Here is a 17,421-nt window from a genome sequence, read left to right on the forward strand (position 1 = left end):
TCAGAAAACGCCACTTCTGCAGATAGTTGCGTTCAACCGTTCGGTCATAGCTGTTGTCTCGCATCGGATCGTTCCTCCGCTGCAGCGATCCAATCAGCGAATTATTGAACATGCACAATTGCGAGCGAAGCGAAGCAATCCAGAGTCTTTCCGCGGAGGGATACTGGATTGCTTCGCTTCGCTCGCAATGACGAGCTTGGTCGATATCCTTCGTCTGTTACGCTCTAAAACGGCATTCCCATCAATTTCGACAGGCGCTCGATCGAGAGATAGCCGGCATGATAGGCCGCTACGCCGAGGCCGTAGATCACCGCCGAGATGATCGTGGTCCAGATCAGCTTGCGGCCCATCCGCGTCAGGATCGGCGCGCCGGGATCGGTGCCGGGGGCGCCGACGCCGTCCTCGTGCTGGCTGCGCACGCCGAACGGCAGCGTCAGGAACAGCGCGATCCACCAGATGACGAAGTAGATCGCAAGCGCGGTCGAGATCTGGATGGCCATGGCGCGGCCTTATGCCTGCTCGATCTCGACCAGGGCGCCGGAGAAATCCTTCGGGTGCAGGAACAGCACCGGCTTGCCGTGGGCACCGATCTTCGGCACGCCGTCCCCGAGCACCCTTGCGCCCTCCCTCACCAGCGTGTCGCGCGAGGCGATGATGTCGACGACCTCGTAGCAGACATGGTGGATGCCGCCGTCGGGATTGCGCTCGATGAACTTTGCGATCGGCGAGGATTCACCGAGCGGCTCGATGAACTCGATCTTGGTGTTGGGAAGGGTCGCGAACACGGTGGTGACGCCATGCTCGGGCAGCGGCACGGCCTCGGAGATCTGGGCGCCGAATGCCGCACCGTAGATCTTGGCGGCCTTGACGGCGTCCTTGGTCGCGATCGCGACGTGGTTGAGGCGACCCAGCATGGTTCTCTCCCGTTAGACTGTCAGTACGTGGACCAGACAGGGGGGCTTTTTGCCCCAATGTTCGTTGATCACAGCCCGGACCGCGCGTCGCACCGGCTCGGCCAGCGCGTCCGGATCGCGGCGGCGCGCCTTCGGCAGCCCCTCGATCGTGGACATCACGGCTTCGAAGACAAGGTCGTCGAAGAGTTCGCCGGCCCGGTTCTTCTCGGGGATGCCGACGAGATCGACCTCGGGCTCGTCGGCGAGCTCGCCCTGCGCGGTCATGGCGATGGCGACGAAGGCGCAGCCGGAGAACGCCATGCGGCGGCGCTCGATCACGGCACGGGACTTGGAGTCCTCCAGGATCGTGCCGTCCTTGTAGAGGCGGCCCGACGGCACCTCGCCGACGATGCCGGGATCGCCGGGGCCGAGCTTGACGAGATCGCCATTGCGGCAGACCAGCACGCGCGGCACGCCGGCGGCGCGGGCGAGCTTTGCGTGCTCGTGCAGATGCAGCGCCTCGCCGTGGACGGGGATGAGGAGCTGCGGTTTCACCCAGGAGATCAGGTCGCGCAGCTCGTCGCGGCGCGGGTGGCCGGAGACGTGGACCAGGGCGTCGCGGTCGGTGATGATTTCGATGCCCTGGAGCACCAGATTGTTGATGATCGAGCCGACGGCCTTCTCGTTGCCGGGAATGGTGCGCGATGAGAAGATGACGCTGTCGCCGCGGTTCAGGGTGATTTCAGGATGATCGTCATTGGCGATGCGCGCCAGCGCCGCGCGCGGCTCGCCCTGGCTGCCGGTGCACAGCGCCAGCACCTTGTCCTGGGGCAGGTGACCGTAGACCTCGGGCGAGCGGAAGTTCTGCACGCCTTCGAGATAGCCGGTCTCACGCGCGACCTGCACCACGCGCTCCATGGCGCGGCCGACCACCACGACCTCGCGGTCGGCGGCCCTCGCGGCATCGGCGACGGCTTTGACGCGGGCGACGTTGGAGGCGAAGGTCGTGACCGCGACGCGGCCCTTGGCCGCCTTCACGAGGTCGATGATGGTTTTGGCGACCTCGGCTTCCGAGGGCGAGCGGCCGTCGCGCACCGCGTTGGTGGAATCGCCGATCAAGGCGAGCACGCCCTGCTCACCCAATTCGCGCAGCCGCTTCTCGTCGGTCGGGGGCCCCAGCGTCGGAGTCGGGTCGATCTTCCAGTCGCCGGTGTGCAGCACGATGCCGGCTTCGGTGTGGATCGCAAGCGCGTGGGCTTCCGGAATCGAGTGCGCGACCGGGATGAACTCGACGTTGAACGGGCCGACATCGACGCGGCCGCCCGATGGCACCACCGTGACCGGGATCTCGGGCGCATTGCGCTCGGCGGCGCATTTGGCCTCGAACAGCGCGGCGCTGAATTTCGTCGCGTAGATCGGGCATTTCAGCTTGGGCCAGAGGTCGATGATGGCGCCGAAATGATCCTCATGGGCGTGGGTCAGCACCAGGCCCATCAGGTTCTTGCGCTCCTTCTCCAGGAAGCTGATGTCGGGCATGATCAGGTCGATGCCGGGCAGATGCTCCTCGTCGCCGAAGGAGACGCCGAGATCGACCGCGAGCCAGGCGCGCTGGTGGCGGTTGCCGAGGCCGTAGATCGACAGGTTCATGCCGATCTCGCCGACGCCGCCGAGCGGCGCAAACACCAGTTCGTCGGGCCTTGCCATCACGCAGCTCCCACGGAGGCGACGGGGCCGAAGAACACCTCGCCCGCGGCCACCGGCACAAGGCGGCCCTCGGCGGTGCGGACGATCAGGCAGCCGGTGTCGTCGATCGTGTCAAATATGCCTTCCAGCGTCATCGCTCCCGTGTGGATCGCGACCTTCTCGCCGAGGCCGGCCGCGCGGTCCAGCCACAGTTTACGGATATCGGCGAAACCGCGGCCATTGTCCCAGATGCCACGGAACTCGACCCAGGCGTCCGACAAGGCCGTAAACAGCTCCTCCGCGCTGATTTGGACGCCGAGCGTAGCCAGCGACACTGCGGGCGTCGGCGTCCCTTCGGGCGCAGCGACGACGTTGGTGCCGATGCCGACGACGACGGCCAGGCGGTCGCCGATGGCCTCCGCCTCGAGGCCGATGCCGACGAGCTTCTTGCCATTGGCGAGCACGTCATTCGGCCATTTCACGGCGTAGCGGGGACGGTCAGGACCAAGCCGCAGCGCGGCTTCGAGGCTGACCTTCTCGAGGGCGGCCTCCTCTGCCAGCCCTGCGGCAAACCCGATGGTGGCGGCAACCGCGGGCGCGATGTCCAGGACTTCGAGGACGCTGGCGGCGAGATTGCCCTTCGGGGCGATCCAGGCGCGCTGGCGGCGGCCACGGCCGGCGGTCTGCTCCGAGGTGACGAACCACATCGGACCGCGTTCGCCGGCCCGCGCGTGCTCGATGGCGTCGGTGTTGGTCGAGCCGGTCCGTTCGAACGCCGCGAGCTTGTAGCCCGCGGCCTGTGCGCGAGGACCGAGCGCGAACGCCATCCTAGAACAGCGACTTTGCCGCGGCGGAGGCGACGCTCACCACGGGACCTGCGAACAGCGCAAACAGGATGTTGAACACGCCCGCGACCGCCAGCACCGTCTTCACCTCGATGCGCACCGGGTCGACCTGGCCGGCCGGCTCGTCGAAGTACATCGTCTTGACGATGGCGAGATAGTAGTAGGCGCCGACCACGCTGGTCAGCACGCCGATCACAGCGAGCGTGAACAGGTTCGCCTTGATGGCGGCGACGAAAACGTACCATTTGGCGAAGAAGCCGGCGAGCGGCGGAATGCCGGCGAGCGAGAACAGCAGCATCGCGAACATGAAGGCGAGCAGCGGGTTGGTGCGCGAGAGGCCAGCGAAATCGCTGATCTGCTCGACGGCCTGGCCGTTACGCTTCATGGCGAGGATGATCGAGAACGAGCCGAGCGTCATCGCGACATAGATCACGATGTACATCAGGACGCCCTGCGCGCCCTCGACCGTGCCCGAGGCCAGGCCGACCAGGGCGAAGCCCATATGGCCGATCGAGGAATAGGCCATCAGGCGCTTGATGTTGCTCTGGCCGATCGCGGCGAAGGAGCCGAGCGCCATCGACGCGATCGACACGAACACCAGGATCTGCTGCCACTGCGAGACGATGCCGGGGAATGCGGTCAGCGTGACGCGGGTGAAGACGGCGAGCGCGGCCACCTTCGGCGCCGAAGCGAAGAAGGCGGTGACCGGCGTCGGCGCGCCCTCGTAGACATCAGGCGTCCACATGTGGAACGGCACGGCCGAGACCTTGAAGCAGAGGCCGACGAGCAGGAAAACGAGGCCGAAGATCAGGCCGATATTCGAGACCGTCGCGGCCGCGGCGATGCCGGTGAAGCTGACGGTACCGGTGAAACCATAGACCAGCGAGGCGCCGTAGAGCAGCATGCCCGAGGACAGCGCGCCCAGCACGAAGTACTTCAGGCCGGCTTCGGTCGACTTGGCGTTGTCGCGGTTCGAGGCGGCCACGACGTAGAGCGCCAGCGACATCAATTCGAGGCCGAGATAGAGCGAGATCAGATCGCCGGCCGAGATCAGCACCATCATGCCGAGCGTCGAGAGCAGCACCAGGATCGAATACTCGAAGATGCGGCGCGACGGGTCGGACAGGAACTCGGTCGACAGGATCAGCGTCACGGCCGAGCCGATCACGGCCAGGATCTTCATGAAGCGGGCGAAGTCGTCGACGATGAAGCTGCCGCCGAAGGTCACCTGCTTGCCCGCAGGCTGCATGTAGACGAGCGCGCCGACCACGATCAGCAGCACCACTGCCAGCGAGGTGACCGTCCTGGTCGTCCCCTGCCCGCGATAGGCCCCGAGCATCAGAAGCGCCATGGCGCCGACCGCGAGCACGAGCTCGGGCAGCGCGGGCGCCAGTTGATAACCTGCAGTCGAAAAGCTCATGGCGATATCCTGACCTGCCCGATCACTGGAGCAGTGCGGCGGCCTTCACGGCCGTCACGGCGGTGTTGTAATTGTTGACGAGTTGCTGGACCGAGGCGGCCGACATGTCGAGCACCGGCTTCGGCCAGACGCCGAACAGGATCGTCAGCGCGATCATCGGAAACAGCGTCAGGCACTCCCGCAAGGTGAGATCCTTCATGCTCATCAGCGACGGCTTGACCAGCGCTCCGAACACGATCTTGCGGTAGAGCCACAGCGCGTACGCCGCCGAAAGGATCACGCCTGATGTGGCGAAGAACGCGGTCGGCAGCGAGACCTTGAAGGTGCCGAGCAGCGTCATGAACTCGCCGACGAAGCCGCTCGTGCCGGGCAGACCGACATTGGCCATGGTGAAGACCATGAAGGTCATCGCGTAGAGCGGCATCCGGTTGACGAGGCCGCCATAGGCCGCGATCTGGCGGGTGTGCAGGCGGTCGTAGACGACGCCGACGCAGAGGAACAGCGCGCCGGAAACGATGCCGTGCGAGATCATCTGGAACACGCCGCCGGCGACGCCCTGCATGGTGCCGGCGAAGATGCCCATGGTGACGAAGCCCATATGCGCGACTGACGAGTACGCGATCAGCTTCTTCATGTCCTCCTGCATCAAGGCCACCAGCGAGGTGTAGATGATGGCGATGACCGAGAGCGTGAAGATCAGCGGCGCGAAGTCGTGCGAGGCCAGCGGGAACATCGGCAGCGAGAAGCGCAGGAAGCCGTAGCCGCCCATCTTCAACAGGATCGCGGCGAGGACCACCGAGCCCGCGGTCGGCGCCTCGACGTGGGCGTCGGGCAGCCAGGTGTGCACCGGCCACATCGGCATCTTCACCGCAAACGAGGCGAAGAAGGCGAGCCAAGCCCAGGTCTGCAGGGACCGCGGCACGGCGGTGTGCATCAGGGTCGGGATGTCGGTGGTGCCGCCGTTCCAGTACAGCGCCATGATGGCAAGCAGCATCAGGACCGAGCCGAGCAGCGTGTAGAGGAAGAACTTGAACGACGCATAGACCCGGCGCGGACCGCCCCAGACGCCGATGATCAGGAACATCGGGATCAGGCCGCCCTCGAAGAACAGGTAGAACAGCACGAGGTCGAGCGCCGAGAAGGTGCCGACCATCAGCGTCTCCAGGATCAGGAACGCCATCATGTATTCGCGGACGCGGCTCGTGATCGCCTTCCAGCTCGCGATGATGCAGAACGGCATCACCGCGGTGGTGAGGATCACGAGCGGCAGCGAGATGCCGTCGACGCCCATATGGTAGGTGATGCCGGTGGCGAGCCAGTTCGCCTTCTCGACGAACTGGAAGTCCGGATTTGCGGGATCGAAGCGCATGACCAGGATCACCGACACCGCGAAGGTGATCAGCGTGGTCCAGAGCGCGATCCAGCGCGAATTGCGCCGGGCCGCCTCGTCATCGCCGCGGCTCAGATAGACGATCAGCGCGCCGACCAGCGGCAGGAACGTGGTGACCGAAAGAATGGGCCAGGTTGTCATTTACTGGCCTCCAAAGCCGAACATGAACCAGGTGATCAGGCCGGCCGCGCCGATCAGCATGGCGAATGCGTAGTGATAGAGATAGCCGGTCTGGATCTTCACGACGTTGCGGGTGACGTCGAGCACGCGAGCGGAGACGCCGTCGGGTCCGAAGCCGTCGATGATGAAGCCGTCGCCCTTCTTCCAGAGCTGATAGCCGATCCACTTCGCCGGACGGACGAAGATGAAGTCGTAGAGCTCGTCGAAGTACCATTTGTTGAGCAGGAACTGGTACAGCATCGGCTGCGTCTTCGCGAGCTCGACCGGCAGGTAGGGCCGGCGGATGTAGAACAGGTACGAGACGAGGAAGCCCAGCACCATCATCACCGTCGGCAGGAAGGCGATGGTCTCGGGGATGTGGTGCATCTCCTCGATGATGTGCGGGTTCATCTTCACGGACTCGCGGAAGAACTCCTCGATGCCGTGACCGGCGAACAGCTCCTTGAACGGAAGCCCTGCCACGAACGAGCCGACCGCGAGCGCGCCGATCGGGATCAGCATCCAGATCGGAGCCTCATGCGCGGCCTCGTAGTGATGCTCGTCGTGCGGCTCGCCGTGGAACGTCTTGAAGATCAGGCGCCAGGAGTAGAACGAGGTCAGGCCGGCGGCGACGACCGTCATCAGGAACCCATACACCGCGAACGGATTGTGCGAGGCGTAGGCGGACTCGATGATCGCGTCCTTGGAGAAATAACCGGCGGTGAGCGGGAAACCGGTCAGCGCCAAGGTGCCGACCACCATCACCGCATAGGTGTAGGGGATCTTCTTCCAGAGGCCGCCCATGTTGCGGATGTCCTGCTCGTGGTGCATCGCGTAGATGACCGAGCCGGAGCCTAGGAACAGCAGCGCCTTGAAGAAGGCGTGCGTGAACAGGTGGAACATGCCGACCGAATAGGCCCCTGCCCCCATCGCGACGAACATGTAGCCGAGCTGCGAACAGGTCGAGTAGGCGACGATGCGCTTGATGTCGTTCTGGACCAGGCCGATCGTGGCCGCGAAGAACGCCGTGGTGGCGCCGAAGAACATCACGACGGCCTGCGCATTCGGGGCGAGCTCGAACAGCGGCGACAGCCGCGCAACCATGAACACGCCGGCGGTGACCATCGTCGCCGCGTGGATCAGCGCCGAGACCGGGGTCGGGCCTTCCATCGCGTCCGGCAGCCAGGTGTGCAGCAGGAACTGCGCCGACTTGCCCATCGCACCCATGAACAGGAGGAGACAGGTCAGGGTCAGCGCGTCGGCGTGCCAGCCGAGGAAGTTGATGGTCTTGCCGGTGAGGCTGGGCGCGGCATGGAAGATGGTCTCGAAATCGGTCGAGCCGGCCAGCATGAAAATCGCGAATATGCCGAGCGCGAAGCCGAAATCGCCGACGCGGTTGACCACGAAGGCCTTGATGGCGGCGGCGTTCGCCGAGGGCCTCTGGTACCAGAATCCGATCAGCAGATAGCTGGCGAGACCCACGCCTTCCCAGCCGAAGAACAGCTGCACGAGATTGTCAGCCGTCACCAGCATCAGCATGGCGAAGGTGAACAGCGAGAGATAGCCGAAGAAGCGCGGCCGGTTCGGGTCCTCATCCATGTAACCGATGGAATAGAGGTGCACGAGCGAAGACACGGTCGTCACCACCACCAGCATCACGGCGGTCAGCGTGTCGACCCGCAGGGCCCACCAGACCTGGAGGTCGCCCGAGAAGATCCAGGGCAGAATCTGGATGCGGGCGTCATGATGCATGAAGCCGACATCGACCAGGGTCATCCAGGACAGTGCGGCCGAGACGAACAGGAGCGCCGTGGTGATCAGCTCGGCACCGCGCGAGCCGGCCGCCGGCGGCTCGTGGTCGTGATGGCCCGGCTCGTCGTGGGTCTCGTGAACGACGCTCCCCTCCTCCTTGATGGAGGCAGCGGAGACGTGGCCGTTATTCGCACCATTACCGTGCGCCTCGTCGTGATGCTCGACGGTGTCGCCTGAGGGATTGCGCCCATGCGCGCCCACAAGCGCGATCAGGCCGGCCAGAATGGCGCCCAGGAGAGGCAGGAAAACGATTGCCTGAACCATTTGAGAGCTCAGCCCTTCATCAGATTGACGTCCTCAACCGCGATCGAGCCGCGGTTGCGGAAATAGACCACCAGGATGGCGAGACCGATCGCGGCTTCGGCGGCCGCAACGGTCAACACCAGCAGCGCGAAGACCTGGCCGACGATGTCGCCGAGGAAGGTCGAGAACGCCACGAAATTGATGTTGACCGAGAGCAGGATCAGCTCGATCGACATCAGGATGACGATGATGTTCTTGCGGTTCAGGAAGATGCCGAGGATCCCGAGCGTGAACAGGATCGCGCCGACCGCCAGATAGTGTCCGAGCCCGATCGTCATTTCACCCACTCCGCAGCATCGGCGTCCGAGAGCCCCTGCCCCGACGCTACCTTGCGCATCGCCATCGCCATGTCGGGCGTGCGCGCGTTCTGAACGTTGATGTCCTGCCGCTTGACCTTCGCCTTATGCCGAAGCGTCAGCACGATCGCACCGATCATCGCAACGAGCAGCACCATGCCGGCGAGCTGGAAGTAGTGGATGTACTTCGTATAGAGCACGAGACCGAGCGCCTCGGTGTTCGAGACATTCGTGGGGATCGCCGCCGTGATCGTCTTGGAGACGCCGGGGTTGATGACCCAGAAGCCGACCGTGAGCAGCAGCTCGAACAGGAAGATGCCGCCGATCACGAGGCCGACCGGCAGATACTCGATGAAGCCCTCGCGCAGCTCGAGGAAGTCGACGTCGAGCATCATGATCACGAACAGGAACAGCACCGCGACCGCGCCGACATAGACGACGATCAGCATCATGCCGAGGAACTCGGCACCCATCAGCACGAACAGGCCGGAGGCGTTGACGAAGGCCAGGATCAGGTACAGCACGGAGTGCACGGGATTGCGCGAGACAATCACCATCACGGCCGAAGCGACGCAGACGCCGGCGAAGAGATAGAAGAACAGCGCGGGAAGGATCATGCCCTCACCTCACCGGTACGGCGCGTCGAGCTCGATCGCTTTCGCGATCTCGCGTTCCCAGCGGTCGCCGTTGGCGAGCAGCTTGGCCTTGTCATAATAGAGCTCCTCGCGGGTCTCGGTCGCGAACTCGAAGTTCGGGCCTTCGACGATGGCGTCGACCGGACAGGCCTCCTGGCAGAGGCCGCAATAGATGCACTTCACCATGTCGATGTCGTAGCGCACGGTGCGGCGGGTACCGTCGTTGCGGCGCGGGCCGGCCTCGATGGTGATGGCCTGCGCCGGGCAGATCGCCTCGCACAGCTTGCAGGCGATGCAGCGCTCTTCGCCGTTCGGATAGCGGCGCAGCGCGTGCTCGCCGCGGAACCGCGGCGAGATCGGGTTCTTCTCGAACGGATAGTTGATGGTCGGCTTCGGCTGGAAGAAGTAGCGCATGGCGAGGAAGAACGCCGAGACGAATTCCGACAGCAGAAGCGAGCGTGCAGTGGCGTTGACGTTGATACCCATGACGGCCCTCACTTCGGCGCGATGCCGGCGAAATGCAGCACGCCGGCCACCACGACCACCATCACCAGCGACAGCGGCAGGAACACCTTCCAGCCGAGGCGCATCAGTTGGTCGTAGCGGTAGCGCGGCACGATCGCCTTCGCCATCGCGAACAGGAAGAACATGAAGAACAGCTTCAGCGAGAACCAGATGATCCCCGGCACCCAGTTGAAGGGCGGCAGATCGACCGGCGGCAGCCAGCCTCCGAGGAACAGGATCGTCGCCAACGCGCACATCGTGACGATCGCGACATACTCGCCGAGCATGAACAAGAGGTACGGCGTCGAGCCGTATTCGACCATGAAGCCGGCGACGAGCTCGGATTCGGCTTCCACGAGATCGAACGGCGGACGGTTGGTTTCCGCCAGTGCCGAGACGTAGAACACCACGAACATCGGGAACAGCGGCCAGACGTACCAGTTCAGGATGGTGAGCTGCGGCAGCCCGATCAGGCTGGCAAGACCGCGCGCATGCTGGGCCTCGACCACGGCCGTGAGGTTCAGCGTGCCGGCGCAGAGCAGCACCGTGATGATGACGAAGCCGATCGAGACTTCATACGACACCATCTGCGCCGCTGAGCGCAGCGCGGCCAGGAACGGGTATTTCGAATTCGACGACCAGCCGGCCATGATGATGCCGTAGATCGACAGCGACGAGATCGCGAAGATGAAGAGGATGCCGACATTGATGTCGGAGATCACCCAGCCGAGATTGGTCGGAATCACCGCCCAGGCCGCGAGCGCGAGCACGCACGACACCAGCGGTGCCAGAAGGAACACGCCCTTGTTGGCGCCCGCCGGAATGATCGGCTCCTTGAGCACGAACTTCAGGAGGTCGGCGAAGGACTGCAGCAGGCCCCAGGGGCCGACCACGTTCGGGCCGCGGCGGATCTGCACCGCCGCCCAGATCTTGCGGTCGGCGAGCAGGATGTAGGCGATCGCGACCAAGAGGACGACGAGCACCAATACGCTCTGCGCGACCATGATGATCAGCGGCCAGAGGAAGCCGGTCCAGAATGCGCTTTCGAAGAATTCCATCAGATCACGCTCACTCCGCTGCGGTCAGCATTTGCCCGGAGGCGAGGCGCGAGCATTCCGCCATCACGGCGGACGCACGCGCGATTGGGTTGGTCAGGTAGAAGTCCTCGACCAGGGGCTTGAACGGCGCCTTTTCCGGCGAGCCGCCCTTCCCTGCAAGCTTCTTGATCTGGTCGGCGGAGCCGGCCTCGATCTGGCCGAGACGGATCAGATGCGGCACGGCCTTGAAGATCGCCTGGCGCAGCGCCGAAAGCGAGTCGTAGCCGAGCTTCTTGCCGAGCGCCTCCGACAGGGCGCGGATGATCGCCCAGTCCTCGCGGGCTTCGCCCGGCGGGAATGCGGCGCGGCCGGTCATCTGCACCCGGCCTTCGGTGTTGACGTAGATCGCTGACTTCTCGGTGTAGGCCGCTGCCGGCAGGATCACGTCGGCGCGATGCGCGCCGCGGTCGCCGTGAGTGCCGATATAGACGACGAAGGTGCCGTCAGGCGCCTTGATCTCGTCGGCCCCGAGCAGGAACAGCAAGTCCAGCGTGCCGAAAGTCGTCATCTGCGCGGCGTTCAGCCCACCCGCCGCGGCGGAGAAGCCGATATCGAGCGCACCGACGCGCGAGGCAGTTTCGTGCAGCACGCCAAAGCCGTTCCAGCCGTCCTTCACCGCCCCGACGTCGATCGCGAGCTTGGCGCTCGCGGCAAGAATGGCCGCGCCATCGTGACGGGCGGCCGCGCCTGCGCCGACCAGGATGATCGGATGCTTGGCGTTCTTCAGCACGTCCACGAAGGAGTGCTTGCCGGCCGCGAGCTCGCCGAGCGTCTCGGTGCCCGCACCGAGATGGTCATAATCATAGGTCAGGTCGGCCTTGGCGCCGATCACGCCGACCTTGAAGCCGCCGGCACGCCAGCGCTTGCGGATGCGGGCGTTGAACACGGCCGCCTCCTTGCGCGGATTGGCGCCGATGATGAGCAGCGCATCGGCCTGCTCGACGCCCGCAAGCGTCGGGTTGAAGATGTAGGAGCCGCGGCCGAGCGCGGGATCGAAGGCGTCGCCGCCCTGCACCGCCAGATTGCTCGAGCCGTACTTGGCGAGCAGATCCTTCAGCGCGAACATCTCCTCGACGCCAGCGAGATCGCCGGCGATCGCGCCGATCCGCTTGCCGTCACTGCGCGCCGCCTTGGCGGCGATGGCGGCGAAGGCCTCGGGCCAGCTCGCTGCACGCAGCATGCCGGCTTCGCGGATATAGGGCCGGTCGAGGCGCTGGGTGCGCAGGCCGTCGACGATGTGACGGGTCTTGTCGGAGATCCATTCCTCGTTCACGGCCTCGTTGATGCGCGGCAGGATGCGCATCACCTCACGGCCGCGGGTATCGACGCGGATCGCCGATCCGAGCCCGTCCATGACGTCGATCGACTGGGTCTTGCCGAGCTCCCAGGGACGCGCCGCGAACGCATAGGGCTTCGAGGTCAGCGCGCCGACCGGACAGATGTCGACGAGATTGCCCTGCAATTCCGAGGTCAGCGCGTGCTCGAGATAGGTCGTGATCTCCATGTCCTCGCCGCGGCCGGTGGCGCCCATCTCGGGCGCGCCGGCGACTTCCGCCGAGAAGCGGACGCAGCGCGTGCACTGGATGCAGCGGTTCATCGAGGTCTTGACCAGCGCGCCGAGGTACTTGTCCTCGACGGCGCGCTTGTTCTCGGCGAAGCGGCTGGTGTCGACACCATAGCCCATCGCCTGGTCCTGCAGGTCGCACTCGCCGCCCTGGTCGCAGATCGGGCAGTCCAGCGGATGGTTGATCAGCAGGAATTCCATCACGCCTTCGCGCGCCTTCTTCACCATCGGCGAACGCGTGGAGATCTCCGGCGGCTCGCCCTTGGGACCCGGACGGCAATCGCGCACACCCCAGGCGCAGCTCGCGACCGGCTTCGGGCCGCCTTTCACTTCGACGAGGCACATCCGGCAATTGCCGGCGATCGACAGCCGCTCGTGATAGCAGAAGCGCGGAATCTCGGCGCCCGCCGCCTCGCACGCCTGAAGCAGCGTGTACTCCGGCGGGACGTCGATCTCTTTGCCGTCGATGATGAGCTTGGTCATTCTTCTTACTCCGCCGCGACCATGTTCACGGGATCGCGGACGCCGATATCGTCGACATCGGCCTTATGCGAATACTGGTCGATGCGCGCCTCGATCTCGTGACGGAAGTGCGCGATCAGGCCCTGGATCGGCCAGGCCGCAGCATCGCCGAGCGCGCAGATGGTGTGGCCTTCGACCTGTTTCGTCACTTCAAGCAGCATGTCGATCTCGCGCTTATGGGCGCGGCCTTCGGCCATGCGGGTCAACACGCGCCACATCCAGCCGGTGCCTTCGCGGCACGGGGTGCATTGGCCGCAGCTCTCATGCTTGTAGAAGTACGAAATGCGGGCGATGGCGCGGATCAGATCAGTCGACTTGTCCATCACGATCACGGCCGCAGTGCCGAGACCCGAGCGCAGCTTGCTCAAGCTGTCAAAATCCATCGGCGTGTCGATGATCTGCTCGGCCGGCACCATGCGCACGGACGAGCCGCCGGGGATCACCGCCTTGAGATTGTCCCAGCCGCCGCGGATGCCGCCGCAATGCTTATCAATCAGCTCACGGAACGGAATGCCCATGGCTTCTTCGACGTTGCAGGGCCGCTCGACATGGCCGGAGATGCAGAACAGTTTCGTGCCGACATTGTTCGGACGGCCGATGCCGGCGAACCAGGCCGCGCCGCGACGCAGGATGTCGGGCGCGACCGCGATCGACTCGACGTTGTTGACGGTGGTCGGGCAGCCGAACAGACCGACGTTTGCCGGGAACGGCGGCTTCAGCCGCGGCTGGCCCTTCTTGCCCTCGAGGCTTTCGAGCAGCGCGGTCTCTTCGCCGCAGATGTAGGCGCCGGCGCCGTGGGCGACATAGAGATCGAACGGCCAGCCGTTGACGTTGTCCTTGCCGATCAGCTTGGCCTCGTAGGCCTGGTCGATCGCGGCCTGGAGGCGCTCACGCTCGCGGATGAACTCGCCGCGGACGTAGATGTAGCAGGCATGCGCGTTCATCGCGAAGCTCGCGATCAGGCAGCCCTCGACCAGCAGATGCGGATCATGCCGCATGATCTCGCGATCCTTGCAGGTGCCGGGCTCGGACTCGTCGGCGTTGACGACCAGATAGCTCGGTCTTCCGTCGGTCGATTCCTTCGGCATGAAGGACCATTTCAGACCGGTCGGGAAGCCAGCGCCGCCACGACCGCGCAGACCCGACGCCTTCATCTCGTTGATGATCCAGTCGCGGCCCTTGTCGATGATATTCTTGGTGCCATCCCAGGCGCCGCGGCGCCGCGCACCCTCGAGCCCCCAATCGTGGAGGCCGTAGAGGTTCTTGAAGATGCGGTCCTTGTCCTCGAGCATATCAGTGCTTTCCGATCAACGATTGGACTGCTTGTAGGCAAGTCCGGCGGCGCAGACGGCGAAGGTCAGCGCCCAGAGCAGACTGGATTCCAGCGACGCGTTCAGGCTGAGACGCTGCAGCAGGAAAATGAACGTGGCCGCCACCGCGGCATGCATCGCGATGAAGCCCCATCTTTTCACGGCACCGCTCCCCTGCACTGAAGGCGACGAAAGATCACGCATCAGGTGACCTCCTTCAGCGTGGTCGGTCCGGTTATCGGCGCCGAGAACTGGCGGCCGTTCTGGGGACCGGGCTTGGGCGGATTGCCCGAAGCAAAGCCGTCGAGCACCTTGCCGAAGCTTTCCTTGGTCAGGTCCTCATAGGTGTCCTTGCCGATCAGCACCATCGGCGCGTTCACGCAAGCGCCCAGGCACTCCACCTCTTCCCAGCTGAAATTGCCGTCCTTGGAGAGATGGAAGGGCTCGTGATGGATGCGGTGCTCGCAGACGTGGATCAGGTCCTCGGCGCCGCGCAGGCGGCAGGGCGTGGTGCCGCAGACCTGGACATGGGCTTTCTTGCCCACGGGAGCGAGCTGGAACATCGTGTAGAAGGTCGCGACCTCCAGCACGCGAATATAGGGCATGTCGAGCATGTCGGCGATGACGCGGATCGCGGCTTCCGAGACCCAGCCGTTATTTTGTTCCTGCGCGCGCCAGAGGATGGCGATGACGGCGGAAGCCTGGCGTCCGGGCGGATACTTCGCGATCTGCTGCCTGGCGAATGCGAGGTTCTCCTCCGTGAACGCAAAGCTCGCGGGCTGGACTTCCTTCGGTGCTAATCGGCGAACGGACATAGCTTCAATCTCTCACTGCATGCGGCGCGCGGTCTTCGCATTCATGGCCTCGATCCTGTCCTGCCAGAATGCGCTTGCGGTGCCGAAAACGTTGTAGCCGACGTGGGTCGAGACCTTGATGCGGTCGAGGATCGACAGCTCGGTCACGGTCTCCATCCGGTTGCTGCGCGGATCGAACACGATCAGCTTCAGCGGGGTCTGTTCGAGGATGAAGCGCGACACGGCGTGAGAGCGGTCGCTGCCGTGCTCCTCGCACATGATGACGCTGTCGGCCTGCAGCAGCCGGACGCCGCCCTTGATCGCCTCGATCTCGACGCCTTCGACGTCCAGCTTGATCAGGTACTTGCCGGTGGCCGCGACCTTGCCGTCGCCGATCAGATCGTCGAGCGCAATGACCGGCACTTCCTCACCGCCCACCGACGGATCGCCGGCGATGCTGAAGGCCTCGTGCTTGGTGCCGGAGAGCCGCGCGGTGCCGCGGGCCGCGCCGATCGCGCATTTCATGGTCTCGAAGCGGCCACCGTTGACGCGGGCGTTGTTGGCGAGCTTCGGATAGTTCTGGCCCGACGGCTCGATCGCGATCGCCTTGTGCGCACCGAACGGCTTGCTCGACACCAGCACCGACCAATAGCCGTAATTGGCGCCGCAATCGAGCAGCGTGTAGTCGACGTCGATGGAGTCGGCGAACAGCAGCTCGAGCTCGTCCTCATAATTGTACGAGCGGTTGAGCAGCTTGCTCCAGTAGCCGTCCCCATAGGGGAATTCGAACACCGCGTCGGGGTTGAGCCTGATCGCGATGTTGCGCTCCGGCAGCGTCTTGCGCAGCAGATTCGCGCAGGCGATGTAGCCCATGTGCGAGAAGTGCGAGGAGATCTTCGATCCCGTCACCAGCGCCAAGGCAGCCGTCCGCTCCCACAGGTTGGCCCCTTCAAGGGCCCCCGAGGCACGGTCAAACTGGATTGGCGCCTGCGCCATCACCGATCGACCTCTCCGAACACGATGTCGAGCGAGCCGAGGATCGCCGAGACGTCGGCAAGCAGATGGCCGCGGCAGATGTGATCCATCGCCTGGAGATGGGCGAAGCCCGGCGCGCGGATCTTGCACTTGTAGGGCTTGTTGGTGCCGTCGGCGACGAGATAGACGCCGAACTCGCCCTTGGGCGCCTCGACCGCGGCATAGACCTCGCCGGCCGGCACGTGGACGCCTTCGGTGTAGAGCTTGAAGTGGTGGATCAAGGCTTCCATCGAGCGCTTCATCTCGCCACGGCGCGGCGGGGCGACCTTGTTATCGGCGACGACGACGGGGCCCTTGCCGTCCGGCGCGTTCAGTTTCTGGATGCACTGCTTCATGATGCGCACGGCCTGGCGCATCTCTTCCATGCGGATCAGATAGCGGTCGTAGCAGTCGCCGTTCTTGCCGATCGGGATGTCGAAATCCATCTCGGCGTAGCACTCATAGGGCTGCGACTTGCGCAGATCCCAGGCCGCGCCCGAGCCGCGCACCATGACGCCCGAGAATCCCCACTCCCAGGCCTCCTTGAGCGGCACCACGCCGATGTCGACGTTGCGCTGCTTGAAGATGCGGTTGGCGGTGAGCAGCCGGTCGAGGTCGTCCACGACCTTCAGGAACGGATCGCACCAGGCCTCGATGTCGTCGACCAGCTTCTGCGGCAGGTCCTGATGCACGCCGCCGATACGGAAATAAGCAGCGTGCATGCGGCTGCCCGAGGCGCGCTCGTAGAACACCATCAGCTTCTCGCGCTCTTCGAAGCCCCACAGCGGCGGGGTCAGCGCGCCGACGTCCATCGCCTGTGTAGTGACGTTGAGCAGATGCGACAGGATGCGGCCGATCTCGCAATAGAGCACGCGGATCAGCTGGCCGCGGCGCGGCACCTCGATGCCCAGCAGCTTTTCGGCGGCGAGGCAGAAGGCGTGCTCCTGGTTCATCGGCGCGACGTAGTCGAGCCGGTCGAAATAAGGGATCGCCTGCAAGTACGTCTTTTGCTCGATCAGCTTCTCGGTGCCGCGATGAAGCAGGCCGATATGCGGATCGACGCGCTCGACCACCTCACCGTCGAGTTCCAGCACCAGGCGCAGCACGCCGTGCGCCGCCGGATGCTGCGGCCCGAAGTTGATGGTGAAGTTGCGGAGATTCTGCGGTTGCTCGTTCATGA

The 17,421-nt window shown here is 64.7% G+C and carries 17 protein-coding genes; all 17 read right to left on the bottom strand.

Annotated features, from left to right (window positions below; genetic code table 11):
* Nucleotides 1-224: 224 nt before the first annotated feature.
* From EAV90_RS24195 to EAV90_RS24275, 17 genes are read right to left on the bottom strand one after another with little or no spacing between them, the layout of a single operon-like run.
* Nucleotides 225-500, bottom strand: a complete 276-nt coding sequence (locus EAV90_RS24195; protein WP_100232724.1) for a DUF1467 family protein — start codon at nt 498-500, stop codon at nt 225-227.
* 9 nt (nt 501-509) lie between these two features.
* Nucleotides 510-914 (bottom strand): methylmalonyl-CoA epimerase, encoded by a 405-nt coding sequence (gene mce / locus EAV90_RS24200; RefSeq protein WP_122403012.1) that lies wholly within the window; start codon nt 912-914, stop codon nt 510-512.
* Between the two features lie 12 nt (nt 915-926).
* On the bottom strand, nt 927-2,597 hold the full coding sequence (locus tag EAV90_RS24205) for a ribonuclease J (RefSeq protein ID WP_122403011.1): 1,671 nt from the start codon (nt 2,595-2,597) through the stop codon (nt 927-929).
* The gene (locus EAV90_RS24210; protein WP_129144921.1) at nt 2,597-3,403 is read right to left on the bottom strand and encodes a biotin--[acetyl-CoA-carboxylase] ligase; all 807 of its coding nucleotides are present in this window, start codon (nt 3,401-3,403) and stop codon (nt 2,597-2,599) included. Before EAV90_RS24210 ends, EAV90_RS24205 begins: the two co-directional genes overlap by 1 nt.
* 1 nt (nt 3,404) lies before the next feature.
* The gene (gene nuoN, locus EAV90_RS24215; RefSeq protein WP_122403009.1) at nt 3,405-4,841 is read right to left on the bottom strand and encodes an NADH-quinone oxidoreductase subunit NuoN; all 1,437 of its coding nucleotides are present in this window, start codon (nt 4,839-4,841) and stop codon (nt 3,405-3,407) included.
* A 22-nt stretch (nt 4,842-4,863) separates the two neighbouring features.
* Entirely contained in the window at nt 4,864-6,372 is a 1,509-nt protein-coding gene (locus EAV90_RS24220) for an NADH-quinone oxidoreductase subunit M (protein ID WP_129144922.1), read from the bottom strand.
* Nucleotides 6,373-8,466 (bottom strand): NADH-quinone oxidoreductase subunit L, encoded by a 2,094-nt coding sequence (gene nuoL / locus EAV90_RS24225; protein ID WP_122403007.1) that lies wholly within the window; start codon nt 8,464-8,466, stop codon nt 6,373-6,375.
* A gap of 8 nt (nt 8,467-8,474) precedes the next feature.
* The gene (nuoK, locus tag EAV90_RS24230; RefSeq protein WP_027523804.1) at nt 8,475-8,783 is read right to left on the bottom strand and encodes an NADH-quinone oxidoreductase subunit NuoK; all 309 of its coding nucleotides are present in this window, start codon (nt 8,781-8,783) and stop codon (nt 8,475-8,477) included.
* The gene (locus tag EAV90_RS24235; protein ID WP_027575307.1) at nt 8,780-9,418 is read right to left on the bottom strand and encodes an NADH-quinone oxidoreductase subunit J; all 639 of its coding nucleotides are present in this window, start codon (nt 9,416-9,418) and stop codon (nt 8,780-8,782) included. Before EAV90_RS24235 ends, nuoK begins: the two co-directional genes overlap by 4 nt.
* A 9-nt stretch (nt 9,419-9,427) precedes the next feature.
* A complete protein-coding gene (nuoI, locus tag EAV90_RS24240) occupies nt 9,428-9,922 on the bottom strand; it encodes an NADH-quinone oxidoreductase subunit NuoI (RefSeq protein ID WP_210342510.1) in 495 nt (164 codons plus the stop codon).
* A gap of 8 nt (nt 9,923-9,930) precedes the next feature.
* Entirely contained in the window at nt 9,931-10,998 is a 1,068-nt protein-coding gene (nuoH, locus tag EAV90_RS24245; protein ID WP_122403006.1) for an NADH-quinone oxidoreductase subunit NuoH, read from the bottom strand.
* 10 nt (nt 10,999-11,008) lie between these two features.
* On the bottom strand, nt 11,009-13,084 hold the full coding sequence (gene nuoG, locus EAV90_RS24250; RefSeq protein ID WP_122403005.1) for an NADH-quinone oxidoreductase subunit NuoG: 2,076 nt from the start codon (nt 13,082-13,084) through the stop codon (nt 11,009-11,011).
* A 5-nt stretch (nt 13,085-13,089) separates the two neighbouring features.
* Nucleotides 13,090-14,415 (bottom strand): NADH-quinone oxidoreductase subunit NuoF, encoded by a 1,326-nt coding sequence (gene nuoF, locus EAV90_RS24255; protein ID WP_122403004.1) that lies wholly within the window; start codon nt 14,413-14,415, stop codon nt 13,090-13,092.
* A gap of 15 nt (nt 14,416-14,430) precedes the next feature.
* Nucleotides 14,431-14,637: a hypothetical protein gene (locus EAV90_RS24260; protein WP_122403003.1), complete on the bottom strand. Its 207-nt coding sequence runs from the start codon at nt 14,635-14,637 to the stop codon at nt 14,431-14,433.
* Nucleotides 14,637-15,248: an NADH-quinone oxidoreductase subunit NuoE gene (nuoE, locus tag EAV90_RS24265; RefSeq protein WP_122403002.1), complete on the bottom strand. Its 612-nt coding sequence runs from the start codon at nt 15,246-15,248 to the stop codon at nt 14,637-14,639. The genes EAV90_RS24260 and nuoE overlap by 1 nt, the downstream gene beginning before the upstream one ends.
* A 12-nt stretch (nt 15,249-15,260) precedes the next feature.
* Nucleotides 15,261-16,223: an FkbM family methyltransferase gene (locus tag EAV90_RS24270; RefSeq protein WP_162500256.1), complete on the bottom strand. Its 963-nt coding sequence runs from the start codon at nt 16,221-16,223 to the stop codon at nt 15,261-15,263.
* A complete protein-coding gene (locus EAV90_RS24275) occupies nt 16,223-17,419 on the bottom strand; it encodes an NADH-quinone oxidoreductase subunit D (RefSeq protein WP_122403000.1) in 1,197 nt (398 codons plus the stop codon). The genes EAV90_RS24270 and EAV90_RS24275 overlap by 1 nt, the downstream gene beginning before the upstream one ends.
* Between the last annotated feature and the right edge of the window lie 2 nt (nt 17,420-17,421).

It is taken from the genome of Bradyrhizobium vignae (genome assembly GCF_004114425.1).
Taxonomy (GTDB): domain Bacteria; phylum Pseudomonadota; class Alphaproteobacteria; order Rhizobiales; family Xanthobacteraceae; genus Bradyrhizobium; species Bradyrhizobium vignae.

Bases quoted from the DNA above. Each gene is read 5' to 3' on its own strand.
- EAV90_RS24235 (WP_027575307.1), bottom strand. From the start codon at position 9,418: ATGATCCTTCCCGCGCTGTTCTTCTATCTCTTCGCCGGCGTCTGCGTC.
- mce (WP_122403012.1), bottom strand. From the start codon at position 914: ATGCTGGGTCGCCTCAACCACGTCGCGATCGCGACCAAGGACGCCGTC.
- EAV90_RS24210 (WP_129144921.1), bottom strand. From the start codon at position 3,403: ATGGCGTTCGCGCTCGGTCCTCGCGCACAGGCCGCGGGCTACAAGCTC.
- nuoL (WP_122403007.1), bottom strand. From the start codon at position 8,466: ATGGTTCAGGCAATCGTTTTCCTGCCTCTCCTGGGCGCCATTCTGGCC.
- EAV90_RS24270 (WP_162500256.1), bottom strand. From the start codon at position 16,223: ATGGCGCAGGCGCCAATCCAGTTTGACCGTGCCTCGGGGGCCCTTGAA.
- EAV90_RS24195 (WP_100232724.1), bottom strand. From the start codon at position 500: ATGGCCATCCAGATCTCGACCGCGCTTGCGATCTACTTCGTCATCTGG.
- EAV90_RS24275 (WP_122403000.1), bottom strand. From the start codon at position 17,419: ATGAACGAGCAACCGCAGAATCTCCGCAACTTCACCATCAACTTCGGG.
- nuoN (WP_122403009.1), bottom strand. From the start codon at position 4,841: ATGAGCTTTTCGACTGCAGGTTATCAACTGGCGCCCGCGCTGCCCGAG.
- nuoG (WP_122403005.1), bottom strand. From the start codon at position 13,084: ATGACCAAGCTCATCATCGACGGCAAAGAGATCGACGTCCCGCCGGAG.
- nuoF (WP_122403004.1), bottom strand. From the start codon at position 14,415: ATGCTCGAGGACAAGGACCGCATCTTCAAGAACCTCTACGGCCTCCAC.
- EAV90_RS24220 (WP_129144922.1), bottom strand. From the start codon at position 6,372: ATGACAACCTGGCCCATTCTTTCGGTCACCACGTTCCTGCCGCTGGTC.
- nuoH (WP_122403006.1), bottom strand. From the start codon at position 10,998: ATGGAATTCTTCGAAAGCGCATTCTGGACCGGCTTCCTCTGGCCGCTG.
- nuoI (WP_210342510.1), bottom strand. From the start codon at position 9,922: ATGGGTATCAACGTCAACGCCACTGCACGCTCGCTTCTGCTGTCGGAA.
- nuoE (WP_122403002.1), bottom strand. From the start codon at position 15,248: ATGTCCGTTCGCCGATTAGCACCGAAGGAAGTCCAGCCCGCGAGCTTT.
- EAV90_RS24205 (WP_122403011.1), bottom strand. From the start codon at position 2,597: ATGGCAAGGCCCGACGAACTGGTGTTTGCGCCGCTCGGCGGCGTCGGC.
- EAV90_RS24260 (WP_122403003.1), bottom strand. From the start codon at position 14,637: ATGCGTGATCTTTCGTCGCCTTCAGTGCAGGGGAGCGGTGCCGTGAAA.
- nuoK (WP_027523804.1), bottom strand. From the start codon at position 8,783: ATGACGATCGGGCTCGGACACTATCTGGCGGTCGGCGCGATCCTGTTC.